We start from the raw sequence: 23480 nt of genomic DNA, 5'->3' as shown, positions 1-23480 counted from the left end.
GCTATTACCAAAAACCTGATATGGAAGGCTTTCACACTTCCATATCAGGTTTTTATCATGCATCCTCTTTTGTTTCATAAGTTTCCAGAAACGAGTGCTTCCTTCCGTCCTGTTTATAAGCAATGATGGTTTTCAAATTTACATTTTCCACACTTTTAAAAATATTAGACTCCACATACGGATTGATTTCTTTCATTTTGGCAATCAGCTGTTTGACCTCCATACGTTTTGAACTGCTTCTTCCATCTGTACTGCATGTCGTGCAGGTTTCTGTAAAGCGGCAGGCGCACTGGAGAAAATTCAGCTTATTATAATCCCGCCAATGCTTGATATCCTTTTCTCGAATCAGATACAGCGGTCTGATCAGCTCCATTCCCTCAAAATTTGTACTGTGAAGCTTTGGCATCATTGTCTGAATCTGTCCTCCATAGAGCATTCCCATTAGAATTGTTTCAATTACATCATCATAATGATGACCAAGAGCAATTTTATTACACCCCAACTCCTTTGCCTTGCTGTAAAGATATCCTCTCCGCATTCTGGCACAGAGATAACACGGTGATTTTTCAATCTCGTAGACTGTATCAAAAATCTCGGATTCAAATATATGAATCGGAATTCCCATCATTTCTGCATTGCTCTCAATCAGCTGACGGTTTACCTTATGGTACCCTGGATCCATCACAAGAAAAACCAGTTCAAATTGAAATTTATTATGCCGCTTTAATTCTTGAAACAGCTTCGCCATAAGCATGGAATCTTTTCCCCCGGAAATGCAAACGGCAATCTTGTCCTTTTCTTTCACCAAATCATACGTCTTAATTGCCTTCGCGAACTTTGAAAACAGTGTTTTATGAAATTTCTTGCGAATGCTTTTCTCAATTTCCTGCGCTCGCATCAATTCCTTGCTCGTATCCTCTGTTTCTAATTGTGCCGTTTCCATATTTTCTAACAGCCATCCCATATAACCACCCTTTAGGCTATAAGTTTCCATTCCCTGTTCTCTGAAATTTTGTGCTGTTTTTTCGCTTAAGATTCCTTTGGTACAATAGAATACTATTTTTTTATTCTTATTTCGTTCTTCTATGACCCGCTCCTTTAAGTCTTCCTCCAAAACCGTCACTGCACCCGGTATCATCCCGTAGGACGTATTGGTTGCATTTCTAAGATCAATCAGCTGATATGCATCCTCCGGCATTGACTTTAACTCTTTATATGAAATCTCTATTTTCCCCATTCTGCCAACCCTTTCCTAATCCTTTGTTTCCTACTTTTTTTGTAGGGTTCCAATCATTTATTATAGAGAGAATCCGTCGGAAAAACAAGAGAAAATACGATTTTTGTTTTCCTTGGTTTTCTAACTATTCAAAAATAATTCGCAAAATTCCCAGCAAAATAAACCAAACAAAAGTGCAGAGAGCGCAAAGGTGATTTGCTTCCTTCTTCTTGAATCCCCTGCCCACAGAAACAAAATCGGCGCAAAAAACGCCCAATCTGAAATCATGGAAATCAATATGCATCCTGCCGCAATGAAACTCTTTAAGAATCTGTTTGAAACTTTTTGCATCCAAACAGCCATCAACAGACACCGCAGCATAAATATCATATTCATACCACAAAATTTCATCAAACCTTGTTTAGTAAATGCCAGACAAAACGGAATCTCGGAGATGAGAGCAAAAACTGCCCTGCTCCATAAAAACTGTCGAAATATGATTCAAAAACATCGTCACTATGGCAATATATTTTATTATATCTCTATGCATCATTGGATCGTTTTGTTATTCTCCTCTCAACAAAAAAGAAGAGAGCAAAATCACTGATCATCTGCCCTCTTCCTTTCTCCGGAAATTATCCATGTTATATATGATTTTCTGCTCTATACATATTGAATATTCACCGTCACCGGACGAAATACCTGACTGACCATATTCAATATGCTCTTTACAACGGTTGTACAAACATGCACAATATAGCGAATATCCTCCTGAACATTATGAACAAGCTTTCTGTAACTATTATGAATACTCTGAATGTAGGAAATCAGCTCTTCCACAGAATCATATGCAGCAACATGCTCCTTCACCTGCGCTGCTTCCTCTGTCATAAGAAACGCTTTCAGCTCGTGCTTCAAATCCCGCTCATAATAGCAGTGATCCTTAACGTTCCCTTCATAATGATTGTTATGTGGAAATGTAAAATAGTCTGCAATGTAATGAACGATAACCCCAAGCCTTGCACAATGACGCATATCCATTCCGCGCTCTGAATTATAATTGGAAATAAACTGCGATAATTTTCTTTCAATATCATGAAATGTATTATCGAATTTATGGGGTGTTGTCACGAAAGAAGGTCTGCAATCCGGCCAGATACTGCCAATGTAAAACGGCAGTTTATAATCGAAAATATTTTCCAGTTCCATAGAATCCATAATCTGTCCAGCCAACGAAATATGTGATTTCTTTCTCATAGAAATTTGTACTCCTTATACTTATATAGGATGAGTCAGTCATCTTATTGAATTCCCTGACTCTGTTGTCGCCGCAGTGCCTGCCGGAGTGACATATGTCATGTCGATTCAGCCTGCCGGCTGTAAAAATTCACAGTCGGAAAACACCCTTTCCTTTGGATTATATATTGTTTTGACCTGCACAGCAAGTAAAACATCTATTGTTTATATTTTTTTAATAAATTCAAGATAGAATTGGAAGAAAATCCTTTTCTTGCAAAATATCCATAATTTTTCTGAAAATTCCCATCCGTTACTGGACCTTTTTGACGAATTCGTTTCTGAATTTGTTTTTCCAAAATATCTTCTTCCTGATATTCAGATTCTTCCCAGATTGTATCCAGCAGCTCTTGCGAAATTCCCTTTTGATGCAGTTCACTTTGAATTTGCAATCGGCTTTTGAAGGGTGCTTTATACTCCATATAACGGCGAATATATGCTTCATCATTAATATACCCAAAAGACTCCACATAAGATACTGCACCTTCAATTATAATTTCTGGAAATTCCAGTCGCCGAAGTCTTTCTGACAATTCGTTTTTGGTACGATCCTGAGATTTCAACAGAGACATTGCTTTTCGCTTTGCACGATAAAGAAGCAGACCATTCAGTTCTGCTAATACCTCCTGATCTACTTCTCCTTGTTTTTCCAGTCCCAGACGCCTTACTTCATTTTGATACAGCAGGCAATATTTCTCCTCATTTAAAAAAAGTCTGCTCTGCTTCTTGTTGATTTCTTCTAATCTGCTGACGATCATGACTCTTTCTAAACGTTTCCTTCCGCTTCTTTTACATCTTTGGTTTCTTCGGTTTCCACATTCTCATCTTCCAGAAGACCATAATGTATTCTTATGGCATGTTCTACTTCTGCTGCAATCTCCGGATGCTCCGCCAGATAATTTTTAGCGTTTTCCCGGCCCTGACCAATTTTCTCGTTCTGATATGCATACCATGCGCCGCTTTTATGAATAATATCGGCTCCCGCCGCTAAATCCAAAAGATCTCCGAACTTGGAAATTCCCTGCCCGAACATAATGTCAAACTCCGCCTGCTTAAACGGCGGCGCAACCTTATTTTTCACAACCTTAATTCTTGTACGGTTACCGATCATTTCTCCTCCCTGTTTCAGAGTTTCAATTCGGCGGACATCCAAGCGAATGGAAGAATAAAACTTCAGCGCACGACCTCCGGTTGTCGTCTCCGGATTTCCAAACATCACTCCGACCTTCTCTCGAAGCTGATTGATAAAAATAACAGAACAATGAAATTTGCTGACAATCCCCGTTAACTTCCGAAGTGCCTGTGACATCAGACGCGCCTGAAGTCCCACGTGGGAATCTCCCATATCTCCATCAATCTCCGCTTTCGGAACCAAAGCTGCTACCGAATCCACAATGATAATATCAATTGCGCCGGAACGAACCATTGTCTCCGCAATCTCAAGTCCTTGTTCCCCGGTATCCGGCTGTGAAATATAAAGATTATCAACATCAACCCCAATACTGCTGGCATAAACCGGATCCAGCGCATGCTCTGCATCAATAAATCCCGCAATTCCTCCTCTTTTTTGGACTTCCGCTACCATATGCAGTGCAACCGTAGTTTTACCACTGGATTCCGGACCATAAACTTCAATGATACGCCCTTTGGGAATTCCGCCGACTCCCAATGCAATATCAAGACTGATGGAACCGGTCGGTGTTACTTCAATGGTGCGGTCTGCCTGATATTCTCCCAATTTCATGACAGCACCCTTGCCGTAATCTTTCTCAATCTTCACCAAAGCGGCATCCAATGCCTTTAACTTCTCCTCCTGCTTCATTTAATACTTCTCCTTTATCTTAATTTCTCAAAGTCTGTCTTCTATCTTAAAAACCTAAGCAAAGTATAACATACCCGGAAAACAAAAACAAGTGTTCGCACGAACATTTATTCGTTTTCAACTGCAAGACGAACCATAGTCATTGCCCGGCTCACCGCTATTTCCCGCACCTTCTGACGATTTCCTCTTAACTGATATCGATTGACTTTCGTTTTTCCATTGACACAAACTCCAATATAGACAAGTCCTGCTTTTTTCTCCGGAGTTTCCCCTCCGGGTCCCGCAAGTCCGGTAATTCCTACGCCCACATTGGCATTTGCCGCCTTTGCGGCTCCTTCTGCCATCTGCGCCGCCGTTTCTTCTGAAACTGCTCCAACGGATTTTAACGTCTCTTCTTTTACCCCTAAATATTTTGTTTTTGCGTCATTGGAGTATGTGATAAAGCTTTCATTCAAAACTTCAGAAGCTCCTGCAACATTTACAAGTGTTGCTGTAAACATTCCTGCTGTGCAGGATTCCGCCGCCGCAATCGTATAATTTCGCTTTGCAAGCATTGCAACCACAACTTCTTCTAAGACCGTGTCTTCTTCCTTTGTATAAATTTTCTTTCCAAAACGGCGATATAACTCCTCCGTCATCGGTTTCACCAATTCTTTTGCTTGTGCTTCTGTATCTGCCTTAGCTGTAACTCTCAAATGCACTTCTCCTAATTTTGCATATGGGGCAACGGTAGGATTGCTCTGTCCGTCGATTAAATCTAAAATCTCCGTTTCTACAGCGCTCTCTCCCATACAATCAATTTTTACTACATCTGAATACAGAATTCCCGGCTGCATCTCTCTTAAAATCGGTTCTACTTGATGATGGAACATCGGAAGCAGCTCACTGGGCGGTCCCGGAAGCAAAATCACTTTTTTCTCTTCCTGTGCATGAATGATCATCCCCGGTGCCGTTCCATTGTGATTATAAAGTACCGTACAACGTTCCGGAACCAGCGCCTGTTTTAAATTATTTTCCGTCATAGGGCGTTTGACAGATGTAAAATATTCTTTTAACCTCCGAAGCGCCTCCTGATCCTGCACAAGCTTCTGACCACAAACCTTGGCTGCAATTTCTTTGGTCAGATCATCTTTGGTCGGTCCGAGTCCTCCGGACAAAATCAAAAGATCCGACCGTTTCAGCCCAGTACGAAGAACCTCCTCCAGCCTTTGAGGATTGTCGCCAACCATTGTTTCAAAAAAAACGCTTATGCCTAAAGCGGCTAAGCGTTCTGATAGGTAGGCGGCATTGGTATTTACAATATTTCCTAATAAAATTTCTGTTCCCACGCAAATAATTTCTGCCGTCATTTGATTTAATTCCCTTCTGATAATACTTGTTTGTTCTTTACTAAATAGTCCACCAAAGAGATGATCGTTAATATCGTTGCAATGATAATCAAAAGATTCTCAATGAAAACTGCCGTGCGGCTTCCCAGATCAATAATCAGCATAATAATCATAAACATCTGAAAATTGGTCTTGAATTTTCCCCAGTAACTGGCTGCAATTACAATTCCATTATCTGATGCAATCAGACGAAATCCGCTGATAATAAATTCTCTGGCAATAATAATGATTGCTACAATGGATGACAAACGATTCATTCCAACCAGTGCAATCATAGCCGAACATACCAGCAACTTATCTGCAAGCGGATCCATAAATTTTCCAAAGTTTGTCACCAGATGATATTTTCTGGCAATATGTCCATCCAGAAAATCTGTAAGACTCGCCACGATAAATAATACAACTGCAATCCATTTGCTGTAGTCTCCTGCATAATCTGTCAGCAGAAAGAACAAAAAGAATGGTATCATAAGCGTTCTCAAAATCGTTAACTTATTCGGTAAATTCATAATCCACTTCTCCTATCACATCATATTCTCTTCCTTGGGTAATTTTAACATATACAAACTCCCCTGTCATTAGTTCTTCCTCAGAATTTATAAAAACACAGCCATCGACGTTCGGAGCATCCATATAAGAACGTCCTACATAAATATCATCCTCATATAAATATCCTTCAACCATGACTTCTATTACCTTTCCGGTTAGTTTCTGTGTGTTTTCATAGGAAATCTCCTGTTGAAGCATCATAAGCTCATCTCTTCTTGCCTCTTTTACCTCTTCCGCAATTTGATGCTCAAATTCCGCCGCAAGCGTATCTTCCTCCGGTGAATAAGTAAAAACTCCCAACCGTTCAAAACGACATTCTTTTACAAACTCCATCAGTCCCCGATGGTCTTTCTCTGTTTCTCCCGGAAAACCGGTAATCAAGGTTGTCCGAATAGCAATATCCGGAATTCTCTCTCGAAGTTTCTTTATAATGTTTACAAGATCCTCTCTGGAAGTTCTGCGACCCATTCGCTGTAAAATGCGATTTTCACTGTGCTGAATCGGCATATCAATATAATGACAGATTTTCTCTTCCGTCCTGATGGTCTCAATCAGCTCTTCTGTAATCTCTTCTGGATAACAATACAGCAGACGGATCCATGCGATGCCCTCAATCTGACATAAATTATGAAGCAGAAGAGGAAGCTGTTTTTTCCCGGTAAGATCTTCCCCATAAAGGGTTGTTTCCTGCGCTACCAATACCAATTCTTTTACTCCGCCGGCAGCAAGCTGCTTTGCCTCACGAAGCAAATCTTCCATGGGCACGCTTCTGAAACGTCCCCGAATCTTTGGAATAATGCAGTAACTGCAGCGCTTATCACATCCCTCGGCAATTTTTAAATATGCCATATGATTTCCGGTAGTAATCACACGCTGCTGCCCTGACAAATCAGGAAGGTAATCCACGCTCTCATAATGTTCAAAGCATTTTCCCTCAAGCGCCTCATTCACTGCTTCTACAATAGAATCGTAGCTGGTTGTTCCAAGCACTGCATCAATTTCGGGAATTTCCTTTAAAATTTCATCTTTATAACGCTCCGACAGACATCCCGCTACGATCAGAGCCTTCAAATTTTCTTCTTTGTACTGTGCCATTTCAAGAATGGTTTGAATACTTTCTTCTTTGGCATCATGAATAAAACAGCAGGTATTAATCACAATCACATCTGCTTCTCTCTCATCATCTGTCAGTTCATACCCATTCTCTGTAAGCATTCCCAGCATCACTTCACTGTCTACCAGATTTTTATCACAGCCTAAAGAAATAAATAATATTTTCATTTCAATGACTCTCCAAATAATTTCTTTGATTCTACACAGTTTTTCATTAACATAGCAATGGTCATAGGTCCGACACCTCCCGGAACCGGCGTAATTGCCCTTGTCTTTGGAGCCGCCTTTTCATAATCCACATCACCGCAAAGCTTCTTCTGCTCATTACGATGAATTCCCACATCAATAACAACGGCTCCATCCTTAATATAGGTATCATCAATAAATTTCGGTTTTCCAATAGCAACCACCAGAATGTCTGCCCTGCGGCAAACCTCCCGCAAATTTTTTGTACGGGAATGACAGATCGTCACCGTCGCATTCTCCCGCAATAACAACATTGCCATCGGTTTCCCCACAATATTGCTGCGCCCGAGCACTACACATTCTTTTCCTTCGATTTCCACTCCGGAACGTTTTAAAAGCTCGATGACCCCTGCCGGTGTACAAGGAAGAAATCCATCTTCCCCAATCACCATATTTCCAACACTCACCGGATGAAATCCATCTACATCCTTTCTCGGATCAATCGCAAGCAGTACCTTATCCTCATTCATATGAGACGGAAGCGGAAGCTGAACCAGAATTCCATTAATCTTGGAATTTTGATTGCACTGGTCTATAATCTGCAGCAGTTCTTCTTCGGTTGTATTCTCCGGAAGTTCATAGCTGACAGAATCAATTCCAATATACTCACAAGCCCGCTTTTTGTTTCGCACATAAACACTGGAGGCAGGATCCTCTCCCACCTGAATTACTGCCAAAGCAATTTCTTTCCCTTCTTTTTTCAATATTGCAACTTCTCTTTTTAATTCATCTTTGATCTCCCCTGAGATCTTTTTTCCATCTATCATCTGCATCTTGCTTTCCTCTTTTTGTTGTTTCTCTAAAATAATCCGGTAATAACGCCGTCTTCTCCCACATCAATTCCTTCTGCCGCAGGTTTTTTCGGAAGTCCCGGCATTGTCATAATGTCTCCGGTCAACGCCACTAAAAATCCTGCTCCGGCATTTACATAAATTTCACGGATTGTAATATCAAACCCTTCCGGTCTTCCCAATTTTTTCGGATCGTCTGATAAAGAGTATTGATTCTTTGCCATACAAATCGGCAGATTGCCAAAGCCAAGCTCTGTCAGTCTCTTTTTCTGCCGTGCTGCCGCTGCTGTATACACAACTTTATCGGCACCATAAACCTTCGTGGCAATGGTCTCGATTTTCTCCTCAATGGATGCATCATAAGAATAAAGTGGTTGATAGTGACTTTCCTTTTGTTCCAGTGTGCGCAGCACTGCTTTCCCGAGATCCAATCCTCCTTCTCCGCCTTTTGCCCATACTTGTGATAATGCAAAATCACAGTCTCTTTCTTCACAGAAGTTTTGGATAAAAGCAAGTTCCGCTTCTGTGTCCGTTACAAATTGATTTAGTGTAACTACAACCGGAACGCCAAACTGTTTTAAATTTTCAATATGTTTTTCAAGATTCACAATTCCCTTGCTCAATACGTCAATATTTTCTTCGGAAAGCTGTTCTTTCGCTGCCCCGCCGTTATATTTTAAAGCACGCACTGTCGCAACCAGTACTACCGCATCCGGTCTCAACCCTGCCATCGGACATTTAATATCCAGGAATTTCTCTGCCCCAAGATCCGCTCCAAATCCTGCCTCTGTAATTGTAATATCAGATAATTTTAATGCTAATTTTGTTGCCTGAACACTGTTGCAGCCATGTGCAATATTTGCAAACGGTCCTCCGTGAACAAACGCCGGCGTGTGCTCTAAAGTTTGAATCATATTAGGTTTTAATGCATCTTTCAATAACGCTGCCATCGCTCCCACTGCATTTAAATCTTTTGCAGTCACAGGTTCTTTATCCATATTATAGGCAACTATGATCTTTCCTAAACGCTCTTTTAAATCAGCCATATCATTTGCCAGGCAAAGAATCGCCATAATCTCAGAAGCTACGGTAATGACAAAGTGATCTTCGCGCACAACGCCATCCACCTTACGACCAAGTCCAACCACGATATTCCGAAGTGCTCGATCGTTCATATCCAGACATCTCTTCCACACAATCTCTCTGGTGTCAATATTCAATCCATTTCCCTGCTGAATATGATTATCTATCATGGCTGCCAAAAGGTTATTGGCAGAGGTAATGGCATGGAAGTCTCCTGTAAAATGTAAATTTAAATCTTCCATTGGAACCACCTGCGCATATCCTCCGCCAGCCGCTCCTCCTTTGATTCCGAAGCATGGTCCAAGAGACGGTTCTCTTAATGCACAAATGGTTTTCTTTCCCAGTTTGTTTAACGCCTGCGCAAGTCCGACACTGGTTGTTGTCTTTCCTTCCCCGGCAGGAGTCGGGTTAATCGCCGTTACCAACACCAGTTTCCCGTCCTTATTTTCTTTCACCTCATCCATAAACCTGGAATCAAATTTGGCTTTATACTTTCCATACAATTCCAGATCCTCTTCCTTGATTCCGATGCCTGCTGCAATTTCTTTAATTGGCAGTAATTCTGCCTCCTGTGCAATTTGAATATCTGTTTTCATAATGTATCCTTTCTATAAAAATTCTCTTGGAGTTTGTAAGCACTCTGCAGTCATCCACAAAGCTTCTTACAAATATTCCTCTTTATATTGTTCAAATTGTTCCTGACTCATAAGAACTTTTCTCGGTTTTGTCCCTTCTTCCTCACCAACAATTCCTGCTTCACAAAGCTGATCCATAAGTCTTGCCGCCCGGTTAAACCCAATCTTAAATACTCTCTGAAGACCTGCGATGGAGGCTTTTTCTTTATCAATAATAAACATGGCGGCATCCTCAAAATATTCATCTCTCTCCTGAGAGGTTGCTGCTTTTGCCGCAGCAGTTTGAATCTTTTCCTGAATTTCAGTTCCTTCCTTATCTTTATTCGGATTATGCTCTTTCAAAAACTCTACGACTCTGCCGACTTCTTCATCGCTGATAAAAGCGCCCTGTACACGAATTGGTTTCTGATATCCGGAAGGGTAAAAGAGCATATCTCCTTTTCCTAATAATTTCTCAGCACCATTCATATCAATAATCGTTCTGGAATCCACTCCCGATGAAACGGAAAACGCAATTCTTGACGGAACATTTGCCTTAATCAAGCCGGTAATGACATTGACCGACGGCCTCTGCGTCGCGATAATCAGATGAATTCCTGCTGCCCGCGCAAGCTGCGACAAACGGACAATGGCATCTTCTACCTCACCCGGTGCAACCATCATAAGATCCGCAAGCTCATCTACAATAATCACAATCTGCGGCAACTTTTGAAAGTCCTCTGCTTCCAGTCCATTTTGAATCGACTCCCGCACTTTGTCATTATAACCGTCTAAATTTCTTACATTAACTTCCGCAAACTTTTTATAACGCTCTCCCATTTCCATAACTGCCCAGTTTAAAGCGCTGGATGCCTGTTTCGGGTCTGTAACTACCGGAATCAGCAAATGAGGAATCCCCTGATAGGCGCTGAGCTCTACGACTTTGGGATCAATCATAATCAGCTTGACATCTTCCGGAGCAGCCTTATATAAAATACTCATAATCAGCGTATTAATACAGACAGACTTTCCGGAGCCCGTCGCGCCGGCAATTAATAAATGCGGCATCTTCGCAATGTCCGAAACAATTACCTGTCCCGCCAGATTCTTCCCCACGGCAAAAGAAATCTTTGATTTTGCTCTCATAAATTCCTTGTTTTCTACCAATTCCCGAAACATCACCATTTGATTGGTCTTGTTAGGAACCTCGATCCCAACTGCTGCTTTTCCCGGAATCGGAGCTTCAATTCGTATATCGGCAGCAGCCAAATTCAATTTAATGTCATCTGCCAATCCCACAATTCGACTGACCTTCACCCCTTGTTCCGGATGCAGTTCAAATCGGGTCACCGATGGTCCGCAGCTGATATTCGTAATTGTTACATGGACGCCAAAATCTTCTAACGTCTTTTGCAGTTTCATAGCGGTACGGTTCAGCTCCGTCTGATTGCTGCCGCCGGAACTGTTTCCTTTTTCAAGAAGATTCAGCGGCGGATATGTATAATCACCAGATGCCTCATGAACCAGTACAACCGGCTCCTTCTGCATCTTCTCCTTTTTCTCTGATGTCTTTCTCGAAGGGCGGGAACTGCTCACCTTTACAGCTTCACTTACCGCTGCGGTTTCTTCCTCCGAAGCCAATGGGAAATCAAAGGTTTGCGGCGGCGCTTCCTGCCTTTCTTCCATTGGAAACGTATCCGCATCTTCCGGTCTCGGTCTTCCGAAATTCAGGTCCGGAATCTTTTTATGAGAAATCTTTGACCCGCTTTTTTCCACCTGATCTTCCGGTGCTTCTTCTGTCTCCCTTTGTTGTCTTTTTGAAATTTTCTTCTTTTGTTTTTTGAAAACTGAAAAAACAGCTCCTATTTTCTTTAAAAAAGATAAAAAGGACCGCTCTGTCACCAAAATCAATGAAATCACAGAAATCATTACCACTACCAAAATTGTTCCTGCCGTTCCTATTTCCGGATCAAGAACAGAACACAGCCAAGCACCGAGAAGTCCTCCTCCTTCATGACTTTTGCTGCTTGCTAAAAACACTTCTCCCAGATCTGTCACATGAATGTTACTACTCATCTGGAATATTGTAGAAATCATAACCAACAGTACAACTGTGAAACAAGTTTTCTTGATTGCAAGACTGCTGTAATCATTGGAAATCAACAAGATCGACAACAAAAAACCAACAATCGGCACAATGTAATAAGTTCTTCCAAATAAACCAAACAAAAAAGAACTGATGCTGTCCCCAATATATCCGCAAATTCCAAAATTACTTAAAAATAAAAAAATAAAAAGAGCAAAGACCAAAAGCACTGCGATTTCTTTGTAAAACGGTTCAAAGTCCTTTTGTTTTTTTCGGCTCTTCGAGGATGTCTTTCTCTTTCTTGTCTTCCTTGCTGCCATAGAAAATGTTACCTTTCTTTCTGCATCTTTTAAAGAATGCTATCAATATTTTATTTTACAATTAAAACGCCAAATACGCAAGCAAAAAGATGAACCCCGACGGATTCATCTTTTTATTACCATTTTCTTAGTATTTCGCAGTCTCCGGCGGAACAAATGCTTCTGCCTCATTGACAAATTTTTTCACCTGCACTCCCGCTTTAACTACCGGAATGTTTGTGCCCGCTCCGGCGACACATCCTCCCGGACATCCCATTCCTTCAATCAAATAACCGTTTTTCTTTCCTGCCTTGGCCTGCAAAAGCATCTTCTTGCACTCAGCAAGCCCTTCCACATGATCAATCTTTACTTCCGTTCCCGGATGGTATTCATTGATACAGGCTTCAATGGCTGCCGCAACGCCGCTGGCAACGGCATACCCGCGCCCGGCACCGAAAGCATCATTTAATTCCACTTCCTTGTCGTAAGTATTAAAGTCAATTTCTTTCGCTTCAAACATTCCAGAAAGTTCCTCGAAAGTAATAACAAAATCCACCTCGCTGCGGACGGTTCTTCTGGATGCTTCCAATTTCTTTGCTACGCAAGGACCTACAAAGACGATTTTCGCATCCGGATTGGTCTGTCTTGCTGCTCTCGCCGTGGCAACCATCGGTGTCAGCGCATTGGAAATCTCATCAATAACCTCCGGAAAATACTTCTTGCCAAGCATAGACCATGACGGACAGCAGGAGGTTAACAAAAACGGCAGCTCGCCGGTTGCTACGCTGTGAACATAATGCTCTGCTTCCTCCAATGCCCCTGCATCAGCGCCCACTGCAACCTCCCACACATCAAAAAATCCAATGTCAAGCAATGCAGCCTTGATCTTATTCGGCGTTGCTTTCGGTCCAAACTGACCCACAAAAGCCGGTGCAAGAATCGCAATGACATCGCTTCCTTCCTTCATTGCTTTGATCAGCTGGTAAATCTGAGACTTGTCCGCAATGGCTCCAAAAGGACAATTCACCATACACATGCCGCAGGAAACACACTTGTCCGGATTGATTTTGGCACGCCCTGCATAATCTGTTTCGATGGCTCCTACGCCACATGCCGCCTCACAAGGTCTTCTTCTCTCATAAATTGCGCTGTAAGGACAAACCTTTTTGCACTGCCCGCATTTGATACATTTTTCCTGATCAATATACGAATATCCGTCTTTAAAACTGATCGCATTCTTCGGACATACTTCCATACAAGGATGCGCCATACAGCCCTGACATTCCCCACCGACAATAAACGCCTTTTCTTTGCACGCATTACAGGCAGAAGGAATCACTTGAAGAAGCGGCGGCTCATAATATTTCTCCGAAATATTGCTCTCATCAATTCCTTTTGTAATTCTGGTAGGTTTATCAGCAGGGCTTAGGGACATTCCCATTGCCAAACGGATTCGCTCGCTTACGACCGCTCTCTCTCGATAAATGCTGTCTCGATACGTTGGAATTTCACCCGGTAGAATCTCATATGGCAAGTCTTCCAATTCATTTAGATCTCTCTGTTCATAGGCAAACTTTGCAATCTCTTTAAAAACACGTTTCCGAATGTTGCGTACTGGGGTTTCTATTCCTCTCATGATCTCCTCCTTATGATAAACGAATCTGATGTAACGCAAATCTTTAATTTTATTTTACACCAAAATGTATCAAATCGAAACCCTTTTTTTAGTTTCTTTACTGATCACAAAGGTCTTTGATTTTTGCAAAGGCCTCTTTCATCCCTCCGATCTGATCAATTAATCCATATTCCACCGCCAGCGGACCATCTAACACCGTCCCTGCGTCTTTTACCTGTTCTCCCACATGAAGCATCAGCTCCTCTACCTTCTTTTGTTCCATATTAGAATGCTCACTGATAAACTGTGTAATTCGATCCTGAATTTTTTCAATGTTGCGGTAGCTTTGAATGACACCGATAAACATTCCGGAGGTTCTCACCGGGTGAAGCATCATCGTAGCACTTTTGACAATCATGGAATAATCTGCTGCTACCGCCAGCGGAACTCCGATGGAATGACTTCCCCCTAAAACCAAGGAAACCGTTGGCTTGCTCAAGGATGCAATTAATTCTGCCAGCGCCAATCCACATTCTACATCTCCCCCGATGGTATTCATTAAAATTAAAACGCCTTTGATATGATCATCCTGTTCTGCCTTTGCAAGCGCCGGAATCATATGTTCATATTTGGTCGTTTTCGCATTTTGTGCGGACACCTGATGCCCCTCAATTTCACCGATCACTGTCATAATACGAATTCCGCCCAAATCAACCTGCCCAAACTCTTCAATTTCTTTTCTTTCTTCTTCTTGCATTTTATACACTGCCTTTCCTATATTTCTTAATGCGGAGCGTTTTTATGATATAGGAAAGTTGTTACTTTTCTATATCATAAAAAAGGAGAAAGTTTTCACTTTCTCCTTTTAGTATGCAGTCTTCTAAAATTTTTATTCGGCAAGTTCAAAAGAAATTAACAGATCTTCTTGATTTACCTGTTCTCCTTCCTTCACATAAACCTGATCCACAACACCGTCGACTTTGGAAACTACCGTTGTCTCCATCTTCATAGCCTCTACTGTCATCAAAGGCATATTGACTGTAACCGGATCTCCCTTCTTCACAAGAACCTTTCCTACAGTTCCAGGGATCGTAGATCCCAGGTGCGCCGGGTTGGATTTATCTGCCTTGACCCTTCCGTCCGTCTTAACCTCTAAATGCTTATCAAGAACCTTGATTTCACGGATTGAACCGTTCACCTCAAAGTCCAGCAGACGATATCCGTCTTCATCTGGCTCTGACATATCAATAAATTTAATAATCAGATACTTTCCTTCGTCCAGACGCAGTGTCGTCTCCTCTCCTTTGCGCAGACCATAAAAATATACATGGCTTTCCAAGGCAGTGACGTCGTTGTACGCCTCAAAATGTCTGCAATAATCTTCATACACCTTCGGATACAAAGCATAACTTAAAGCTTTCTGATGCAGAACGTTCGGATCTTCCATACTGTCTGTATAGAAGTTTTCTTTTAAGCCGTTCTTAATGTATTCAAAGTCTTCATCCGGGAGCAGACTTCCGGGACGGACCGTGATCGGTTTCTTATCCTTCAAAACGATCTTTTGAAGTTCTTTCGGGAATCCCCCCTCCGGCTGTCCAATCATACCCTCAAAATATTCTACCACGGAATCTGGATAAGACAAATCTTTTCCTTCCACTAAAATGTTGTCTTTTGTTAATCCATTTTTAAACATAAAGATTGCAAAATCTCCGACCACTTTAGAAGATGGCGTTACCTTCACAATATTGCCGAGAAGCTGGTTGGCATCTTTATAAAGCCCTTTAATTTCCTCAAAGTCCTCTGCTGCGCCCATCTCTTTTACCTGTGCCAGCAGATTTGAATACTGTCCTCCCGGAATTTCATATTTGTAAATTTCAGTATTCGGAGCATCCATGCCGCTTTCAAATTGTTTGTATACCGGACGAATTCTCTCATAATACTGACTTAACTCGGTGAGCTCATCTGTATCCAGTCCAGTATCACGTTCGGTTCCTTTCAGCGCCTCCACCAAAGAATTCATACATGGATTGGAGGTCATGGAACTCATGGATCCGATGGCACAATCGGCAATATCCAGTCCTGCTTCTGCAGCCATCAGCAGAGAACTGACCCCGTTTCCGGTAGAATCATGCGTATGCAGATTGACCGGAATCTTTAATTCCTCTTTCAGAGCAGAAATTAATTTCTTTGCTGCATATGGTTTTACCAGACCTGCCATATCTTTGATCGTAAAAATATGAACTCCCAGACTTTCTAATTCTTTCGCTTTTCGCACATAGTAATCCAACGTATACTTCGTCTCATTGGGATCCGTAATATCTCCGGTGTAACAAATAGCACCTTCTACAATCTTGCCCGTCTCCAGCGCAGTCTCAATCGGCATTTTCATATTTTCAATCCAGTTTAGGCTGTCAAAAATGCGAAAGACATCTACACCCTTTCCAGCGGCAGCCTGAATAAAGGCTTTGACCACATTGTCCGGATAGTTGCTGTATCCAACTGCATTGGAAGCGCGCAGCAGCATCTGAATCAATGTATTGGGCATATGCGCTCTCAAAAGTTCCAGTCTTTTCCACGGAGATTCCTTTAAAAAGCGATATGCCGTATCATAGGTCGCTCCGCCCCAGGCTTCTGCGGAAAATGCATTCTGAAGAAAAGCATTTGCGGCATCGGAAGCGCCAATTAAATCTTTTGTCCTCATTCTTGTCGCCATTAAAGACTGCTGCGCATCGCGCATCGTTGTGTCTGTAATGTACAGTTTCTTTTCCTTTAAAATCTTTTGAGTAAAATCTTTTGCACCCAGTTTTAAAAATTCATCTCTTGCACCGTAAATCTTCTGCTCTTTCTCATACTTCGGAAGAATCCGATCTTCAAAATACGGTTTTTCCTCGGCACGCTGTGCATTGACCATCTTATTCCCCAAAAACTCCAAAATTTTTGTGGCGCGGTCCTGGCTTTCCGGCAATAAAAATAATTCCGGTGTATCTTCAATAAACGTCGTATAACAATTTCCGGTACGGAATATTTCATGGTTTAACACATTGATCAAAAACGGAATATTCGTTTTGACTCCACGGATTCTTGTTTCTTTTAAGACACGAATCGACTTATCCACAGCCCTCTCAAAGGTACGGTCATGAGAAATCGCTTTTACCAACAGACTGTCATAGTAAGGGGTTATTTCAGCTCCCGCATAGGCATTTCCTCCATCCAAACGAATACCATTTCCTGCACCGGAGCGGTACACAGTAATCTTTCCGGTGTCCGGAAGGAAATTATTCAAAGGATCCTCTGTGGTAATACGAGTCTGCACAGAATAGCCGTTGCATACGACATCTTCCTGTCCTGAAATTCCAATCTCCGCAGAATCCAACGTATAACCTTCTGCTACAAGAATCTGCGTCTGAACAATATCAATTCCCGTTACCATCTCCGTGATGGTATGCTCCACCTGAATTCGAGGATTCATCTCAATAAAATAAGCATTGTGATCTGCATCCACCAAAAATTCCAAGGTTCCCGCGTTCTTATATCCCACATGTTTTGCCAGTCGGATGGAAGCGTCAAAAATCTGCTGGCGGACATTCTCCGGCACGCTGAATGCCGGCGCATATTCTACCACCTTTTGATGCCTTCTCTGTACCGAACAATCGCGATCAAACAGATGAACCACATGTCCATACTGATCCCCAATGATCTGAACCTCAATATGTTTCGGGCTCTTTAAATATTTTTCAACAAAAATCTGATCATCACCAAATGCCTTTTTGGATTCTTCTTTTGCCTCCGCAAACTCTTTTGGCATCTCCTCCGCTGAATGAACAATTCTCATCCCGCGTCCGCCGCCTCCATTGGAAGCTTTCAGCATCACAGGATATCCCACATGATCGGCAATCTTTATCACTTCGTCCAGTTCATGAACTGCATGATCCACTCCCGGAATAATCGGAACCTTTGCTTCAATCGCCATCTGTTTTGAAGAAATCTTATCTCCCATCTTACGCATCAGATCAGAAGATGGTCCGATAAACGTAATTCCATTTTTCTCGCATGCATCTACAAACTCCGGATTTTCAGATAAGAACCCATAGCCCGGATGAATCGCATCTACATTTTTTTCTTTGGCAATACGAATAATTGTATTAATATCCAAATAAGCGTCAATCGGTCCTTTATCAGGATTTAACTGATAGGATTCGTCTGCTTTGGAGCGAAACAAAGCATATCGGTCCTCTTTTGAGTAAATTCCAACCGTTGTAATTCCAAGCTCACTTAAGGCACGAAAAACACGGATCGCAATCTCACCACGGTTAGCAACCAATACTTTTTTAAAATTTTTTATTTCCATGGTCTTAACTCCTTTTTGAAATTTATCTTTTAAAAAAATGTATTTTTAAGACTGATTATATCTCAAAATCCCATATTTTACAATAGTTATACAATAAAAAATCCCTTTCCCGAGGGAAAAGGATTTTAAAGAGCATAGGAACTATGCCCTATTTATTCTTCTGCTGTTTCTTCGTCTGTTAACAATGCCTTCATGCTCAGGCTGATCTTTTTATCATCCTTCTTGAAATCCACAACTTTGGCAGTAATTTCCTGTCCTACCTTTAAAACATCAGACGGTTTTTCAATATGTTCTTTTGCAATCTGAGAAACATGAAGCAAAGCATCAATTCCAGATTCTAATTCAACGAACGCACCAAAATCTGTCATACGTGCAACTTTACCAGCTACATTGCTTCCGACTTTATATTTTTCTTCTGCTTTTAACCAAGGATTTTCTTCTGGGAATTTTAAGCTTAACGCAATCTTCTCACCCTGGATATCTTTAATTAATACAGTAACTTTATCTCCGATATTGAAGACCTTCTTAGGATTCTCAACACGTCCCCAAGACATTTCTGAAATATGCAGCAGTCCGTCTGCTCCCCCTAAGTCGATGAATGCACCGAAATCTGTTACATTCTTCACAACACCTTCGATCTTCATACCGATCTCAATCTTATCGAATAATTCTTTCTGCTTCTCTTTCTTAGCAGCTACCAACAACTGTTTGCGGTCACCAATGACTCTTCTCTTACGAGGATTAAACTCACTGATTACAAACTCAATTTCCTGACCTTCGTATTTCTTGAGATCTCTCTCATAAGAATCAGATACCAAGCTTGCAGGAATAAATACGCGTGCTTCTTCGATTAACACGCTTAAACCGCCATCTAATACCTGTGCAACCGGCGCTTTCAATACTTCTTTGTTCTCATAAGCTTCTTCCAGACGCTTATTGCCTTTCTCTGCCGCTAATCTCTTATAAGTAAGAAGAACCTGTCCTTCTCCGTCATTCACCTTAAGAACCTTAGTTTCCATAGTATCACCAACTTTGGCAACTGTTGTCAAATCCACGTTGGCTGAATCATTAGAGTACTCACTTCTGGTCAAAACACCATCTGCTTTATATCCGATATTCAGGATAATTTCATCCGGCTTTACATCGATTACGGTTCCTTCTACTACCTCTCCGTTATGAATCGTAACTAAACTTTCCTCTAATAATTGTTCAAAACTCTTTTCTGTCATGCTAGCATGAACCTCCTTGATAATTTTCTGTGGGGTTGAGGCCCCCGCTGTAATACCTACCTTACCAGTCGATTCAAAAAGTTTCAAATCCAGGTCTCTAAGTGTCTGCACAAAAAAGGTGTTCTCACACTCTCTCCTGCTAATTTCAAATAACTTCTGGCTGTTGGAGCTCTGCTTGTCTCCGATTACAACCATCGCCTCTGCATCCTTAGCGATAGACTTTGCTTCCAGTTGACGCTCTTCTGTGGCATTACATATTGTATTACATACCTCTATATCATACCCCTTTTTCTCAATAATTTCAACTATATCTTTAAATTTCTTGTAATTAAATGTCGTTTGTGAAACAAGACATGCCGGCTTGTTTCTATTTATCCGATCCAGCTGTCCGGCATCTGATATGACTATGGCTTCTGTGGAACACCATCCTTTGATTCCTTCTACTTCCGGATGTTCTGCACTTCCCACAATCACGATTTGTTTTCCCTCAGCTCCCGCTTTTTCCACAATTCTATGAATCTTTCTCACAAAAGGGCAGGTGGCGTCCACCAACGTCAGTCCTTTCTTTTCAATCAGATCATAGATTTCTTTTGCAACTCCATGGGAACGAATAATCACGGTCCCCTCTTGCAGACGTTCCAGTTCCTCTCTGGAGTGCAAAACTTTAACGCCTTTCTTTTCCAGATCTGAGACAACTTCTGAATTATGAATAATCGGTCCGTAGGTATATACGTGTTCTTTCTCTGCCTCTTTGTAAACTGTATCGACCGCTCTTTGGACCCCAAAACAAAATCCCGCGGTTTTTGCTAAAATAACTTCCATAGATCCTCCGCTATTTTATTTTTTCAAATTCCTTGATAATCGTATCTACAACCTGATCAATCGTCATGTGGGAAGAATCTACCAGAACTGCATCTTCTGCTTTGCGAAGCGGCGCAATCTCTCTTTCCATATCCTGTCGGTCACGAATGATAATATCCTCTTCGATCCGGTCAAGATCCGCTTCCACTCCTTTTTCCAGCAGCTCCTTATATCGGCGCATTGCGCGAACTTTGGAAGATGCCGTCAGATAAATTTTCAAATCTGCATTGGGGAGTACATTGGTTCCAATGTCTCTTCCATCCATTAAAATATTAGATGTTTTTGCCAAATCTCTTTGCAGATCCAATAAGGCTGCCCGAACAGCTTCATAGGCAGATGTTCGAGACGCCATATTTCCGACCTCCTCTGTCCGGATGAGTCCTGTCACATTTTCATGGTTTAACAATACCTGCTGTACTCCATTCTCATAGGAAATGCTTACATGAATATCCGGGCACATTCGATTTACGGCCTCTTCGTCTGTACCGTCCACCCCGCTGCGAATAAAATAGAGGGCCATGGCACGGTACATGGCTCCTGTATCCACATAGACAAATTTTAATTTTCTGGCAATGGTCTTTGCAATTGTACTTTTTCCTGCTCCTGCCGGTCCGTCAATGGCAATACTATACATCTTTCTTTCCTCCTAGTTCCTTCCTGCAAGATATCCGGTGGACCATGCAATTTGGAGATTGAACCCTCCCGTCACTGCATCTAAATCCAGCACCTCTCCTGCAAAATATAATCCTTTGATTTTCTTTGATTCCATGGTTCCCGGATCAATTTCTTTGACATCTACACCGCCCTGGGTAATAATCGCTTCTTTAAATCCACGAACTCCGGTTACGGTAAGCTCCATCTGTTTCATGCAGGAAACCAGACGGGCTCTTTCCTGCCTTGTGATTTCATGTACCTTTTTATGACTTGGAATTTCTGATAATTCTATCATAACCGGAATTAGTTTTCTAGGCAGCAGCCGATCCAACGCATTTTGAAATTCCTTATTCAAAACTTTTTGGAAATCTTTCAAAACTCTCTGATCCAGCTGTTCTTTTGAAAGCGCCGGTTTTAAATCAATCTGAAACTTCAGCTTTTTTCCCTGATATTTTCCAAGATAGCTGCTGGCACTTAAAACTACGGGACCGCTAATCCCAAAATGTGTAAACAGCATTTCTCCGAAGTCCTCATACACCTTTTTTCCGTCTGCCGTCAAACGAACTTTGACATTTCTAAGAGACAGCCCCATCAACTGCCTACAGAAAAGCTCCTGGATCTGAAACGGAACCAACGCCGGCGTCAGCTTTGTTACACGGTGTCCTGCTGTTTTGGCAAAAGCATATCCGTCACCGGTAGACCCGGTCGCCGGATAGGACATTCCCCCTGTCGCGACAATGACTTTCTCTGCCTTCACCACATCTCCAGATTTCAGACAAACGCCCTGTATCATCCCATTCTGAATCCACAATTTTTTCACTGCGGCATTGAGATAAAGCTTTACGCTTTGTTTTTTTAGACCTCTTTCCAAAGCTCCAATCACATCCGACGAATGATCTGATACTGGAAACACACGGTTTCCTCGCTCTATCTTCAGCGGACATCCCAGCTCTTCAAAAAATTCCTGCACCATATCGTTGGAAAAACCATAAAATCCACTGTACAGAAATTCTTTGTTGGTCACAACATGTTCCAGCAGCTCCTGAATTTCACATGCATTTGTGACATTGCATCGCCCTTTTCCTGTGATAAACAATTTCTTCCCTAATTTTTCATTCTTTTCAAATAGGAGAACCTGATCCCCTTTCTCTGCCGCCTGATAGGCAGCCATCATGCCGGCGGCACCGCCCCCGATTACGATTACTTTCATAAATGATTCCTTTTACGCCGTTTTACCTAAAATTCAATTCCTGCTTTTTTGCGTGCTTTTTCTAAAATCTCAATCACAATCACCGTTTCTTCCAAATATTCTAAAGCCGCCTGATCGTCTTTTGCATCAATCACTTTTGCAAAATCTGTAAATTCCTGTGTCATTCGATGATGCGTTTGCGGCGCCTGATACGTTTCCGTTATCATCGCCCTCACCATCGCGCCTGCAGCATCCTTTATCTTCTCTTTTACATTTTGATCTGCATAAGTCGTTGTAAGTTCAGACGCAATATTCGGCTTGCTGTCAATTTTCATCCACCCTTTTTCTCCCTGAATCGAAATATAGCCCGGGCTGTCAGAATCCTTTGTTCCGGTACAGACAGCGCTAAATCCCTCATAAGAAAGTACCAGAGTTCCGGATGTATCCACGCCGTTCGGTCCGATATTCGGATAATAATCCACATCTTTCGGTCTTCCAAACAAGCCCACACAGTAATGGATATTATAAACATTGATATCATATAAAGCTCCGCCATAATACTGAGGATCAAAAGCATGTGCAATCTCTCCCTCCAGATAGTGATCATATCTGCTGGAATATTGAGAATAATTGCAAAGAACCATTCGGATCTTTCCGAGCTTTTTCACATTCTTCTTCATTTGATCAAACACCGCATTGTGCAGTACTGTGACCGCTTCAAAAATAAACAGCCCTTTCTCTCCGGCGATTTCCTGTAATTCTTTTGCCTGTTCATAAAAGCCGGTAAACGGTTTTTCGAGGATGACATGTTTGCCGCCAAGCAGCGCCTGCCTTGCATAGGGATAATGAGCGCTGTTTATCAAGCCAATATATACAGTATCTGCAGAAGTTTCTTTTAACAACTTCTCATAGTCTGTATAAATTTCCGAAATCTTATACTGTTCTGCAAAGTTCTTCGCCTTCTCAACGCTGTGCGGTCTTGCAAAAATTGCCGTCTTCTCAATCTGATCAATCGGCTCCATTGCAAACAGCGCATCTTCTATAATTTTTCCTGTACCAATCAACGCCAGCTTCATAAATA

General features: G+C 41.8%; 18 protein-coding genes. All 18 read right to left on the bottom strand.

Translation table 11 applies throughout. The annotated features are described in order from the left end of the window. Positions 1-55: 55 nt before the first annotated feature. A complete protein-coding gene (locus AC27EF_RS10800; protein ID WP_487110767.1) occupies positions 56-1237 on the bottom strand; it encodes a Dph6-related ATP pyrophosphatase in 1182 nt (393 codons plus the stop codon). 120 nt (positions 1238-1357) lie between these two features. Continuing rightward, on the bottom strand, positions 1358-1612 hold the full coding sequence (locus tag AC27EF_RS10795) for a hypothetical protein (protein WP_487110766.1): 255 nt from the start codon (positions 1610-1612) through the stop codon (positions 1358-1360). Between the two features lie 267 nt (positions 1613-1879). Then, positions 1880-2473, bottom strand: coding sequence for a zinc dependent phospholipase C family protein (locus AC27EF_RS10790; protein WP_487110765.1), 594 nt, complete (start codon positions 2471-2473; stop codon positions 1880-1882). A gap of 197 nt (positions 2474-2670) precedes the next feature. Next, on the bottom strand, positions 2671-3270 hold the full coding sequence (locus AC27EF_RS10785; RefSeq protein WP_487110764.1) for a regulatory protein RecX: 600 nt from the start codon (positions 3268-3270) through the stop codon (positions 2671-2673). Positions 3271-3278: 8 nt separating this feature from the next. After that, positions 3279-4334: a recombinase RecA gene (gene recA, locus AC27EF_RS10780; RefSeq protein ID WP_487110763.1), complete on the bottom strand. Its 1056-nt coding sequence runs from the start codon at positions 4332-4334 to the stop codon at positions 3279-3281. 107 nt (positions 4335-4441) lie between these two features. After that, a complete protein-coding gene (locus tag AC27EF_RS10775) occupies positions 4442-5683 on the bottom strand; it encodes a competence/damage-inducible protein A (RefSeq protein ID WP_487110762.1) in 1242 nt (413 codons plus the stop codon). 5 nt (positions 5684-5688) lie between these two features. Further along, entirely contained in the window at positions 5689-6231 is a 543-nt protein-coding gene (pgsA, locus tag AC27EF_RS10770) for a CDP-diacylglycerol--glycerol-3-phosphate 3-phosphatidyltransferase (protein ID WP_487110761.1), read from the bottom strand. Then, positions 6215-7552 (bottom strand): 30S ribosomal protein S12 methylthiotransferase RimO, encoded by a 1338-nt coding sequence (gene rimO / locus AC27EF_RS10765; RefSeq protein ID WP_487110760.1) that lies wholly within the window; start codon positions 7550-7552, stop codon positions 6215-6217. Before rimO ends, pgsA begins: the two co-directional genes overlap by 17 nt. Beyond that, positions 7549-8403, bottom strand: a complete 855-nt coding sequence (gene folD / locus AC27EF_RS10760) for a bifunctional methylenetetrahydrofolate dehydrogenase/methenyltetrahydrofolate cyclohydrolase FolD (RefSeq protein WP_487110759.1) — start codon at positions 8401-8403, stop codon at positions 7549-7551. Before folD ends, rimO begins: the two co-directional genes overlap by 4 nt. 26 nt (positions 8404-8429) lie before the next feature. Further along, positions 8430-10100 carry a formate--tetrahydrofolate ligase gene (locus tag AC27EF_RS10755; protein WP_487110758.1) on the bottom strand — a complete coding sequence of 557 codons (1671 nt, stop codon included), beginning with the start codon at positions 10098-10100 and terminating at the stop codon, positions 8430-8432. A gap of 66 nt (positions 10101-10166) precedes the next feature. Further along, the gene (locus AC27EF_RS10750) at positions 10167-12524 is read right to left on the bottom strand and encodes an FtsK/SpoIIIE family DNA translocase (RefSeq protein WP_487110757.1); all 2358 of its coding nucleotides are present in this window, start codon (positions 12522-12524) and stop codon (positions 10167-10169) included. Positions 12525-12651: 127 nt separating this feature from the next. After that, positions 12652-14139 carry a 4Fe-4S dicluster domain-containing protein gene (locus AC27EF_RS10745; protein ID WP_487110756.1) on the bottom strand — a complete coding sequence of 496 codons (1488 nt, stop codon included), beginning with the start codon at positions 14137-14139 and terminating at the stop codon, positions 12652-12654. A 97-nt stretch (positions 14140-14236) separates the two neighbouring features. Beyond that, a complete protein-coding gene (locus tag AC27EF_RS10740) occupies positions 14237-14875 on the bottom strand; it encodes a ClpP family protease (protein WP_487110779.1) in 639 nt (212 codons plus the stop codon). A 132-nt stretch (positions 14876-15007) separates the two neighbouring features. Then, positions 15008-18466 (bottom strand): pyruvate carboxylase, encoded by a 3459-nt coding sequence (locus AC27EF_RS10735; RefSeq protein ID WP_487110755.1) that lies wholly within the window; start codon positions 18464-18466, stop codon positions 15008-15010. 152 nt (positions 18467-18618) lie between these two features. Further along, positions 18619-20517 carry a bifunctional 4-hydroxy-3-methylbut-2-enyl diphosphate reductase/30S ribosomal protein S1 gene (locus tag AC27EF_RS10730; RefSeq protein WP_487110754.1) on the bottom strand — a complete coding sequence of 633 codons (1899 nt, stop codon included), beginning with the start codon at positions 20515-20517 and terminating at the stop codon, positions 18619-18621. 10 nt (positions 20518-20527) lie between these two features. Next, the gene (gene cmk / locus AC27EF_RS10725) at positions 20528-21190 is read right to left on the bottom strand and encodes a (d)CMP kinase (protein ID WP_487110753.1); all 663 of its coding nucleotides are present in this window, start codon (positions 21188-21190) and stop codon (positions 20528-20530) included. A 12-nt stretch (positions 21191-21202) separates the two neighbouring features. Beyond that, a complete protein-coding gene (locus AC27EF_RS10720; protein WP_487110752.1) occupies positions 21203-22420 on the bottom strand; it encodes a BaiN/RdsA family NAD(P)/FAD-dependent oxidoreductase in 1218 nt (405 codons plus the stop codon). Positions 22421-22446: 26 nt separating this feature from the next. Beyond that, positions 22447-23475, bottom strand: coding sequence for a Gfo/Idh/MocA family protein (locus AC27EF_RS10715; RefSeq protein WP_487110751.1), 1029 nt, complete (start codon positions 23473-23475; stop codon positions 22447-22449). Between the last annotated feature and the right edge of the window lie 5 nt (positions 23476-23480).

The sequence above is a fragment of the Anaerostipes stercorihominis genome (genome assembly GCF_057535655.1).
Note: the sequence above shows the minus strand (reverse complement) of the source record. Positions and strands in the feature narration are given on the sequence as shown.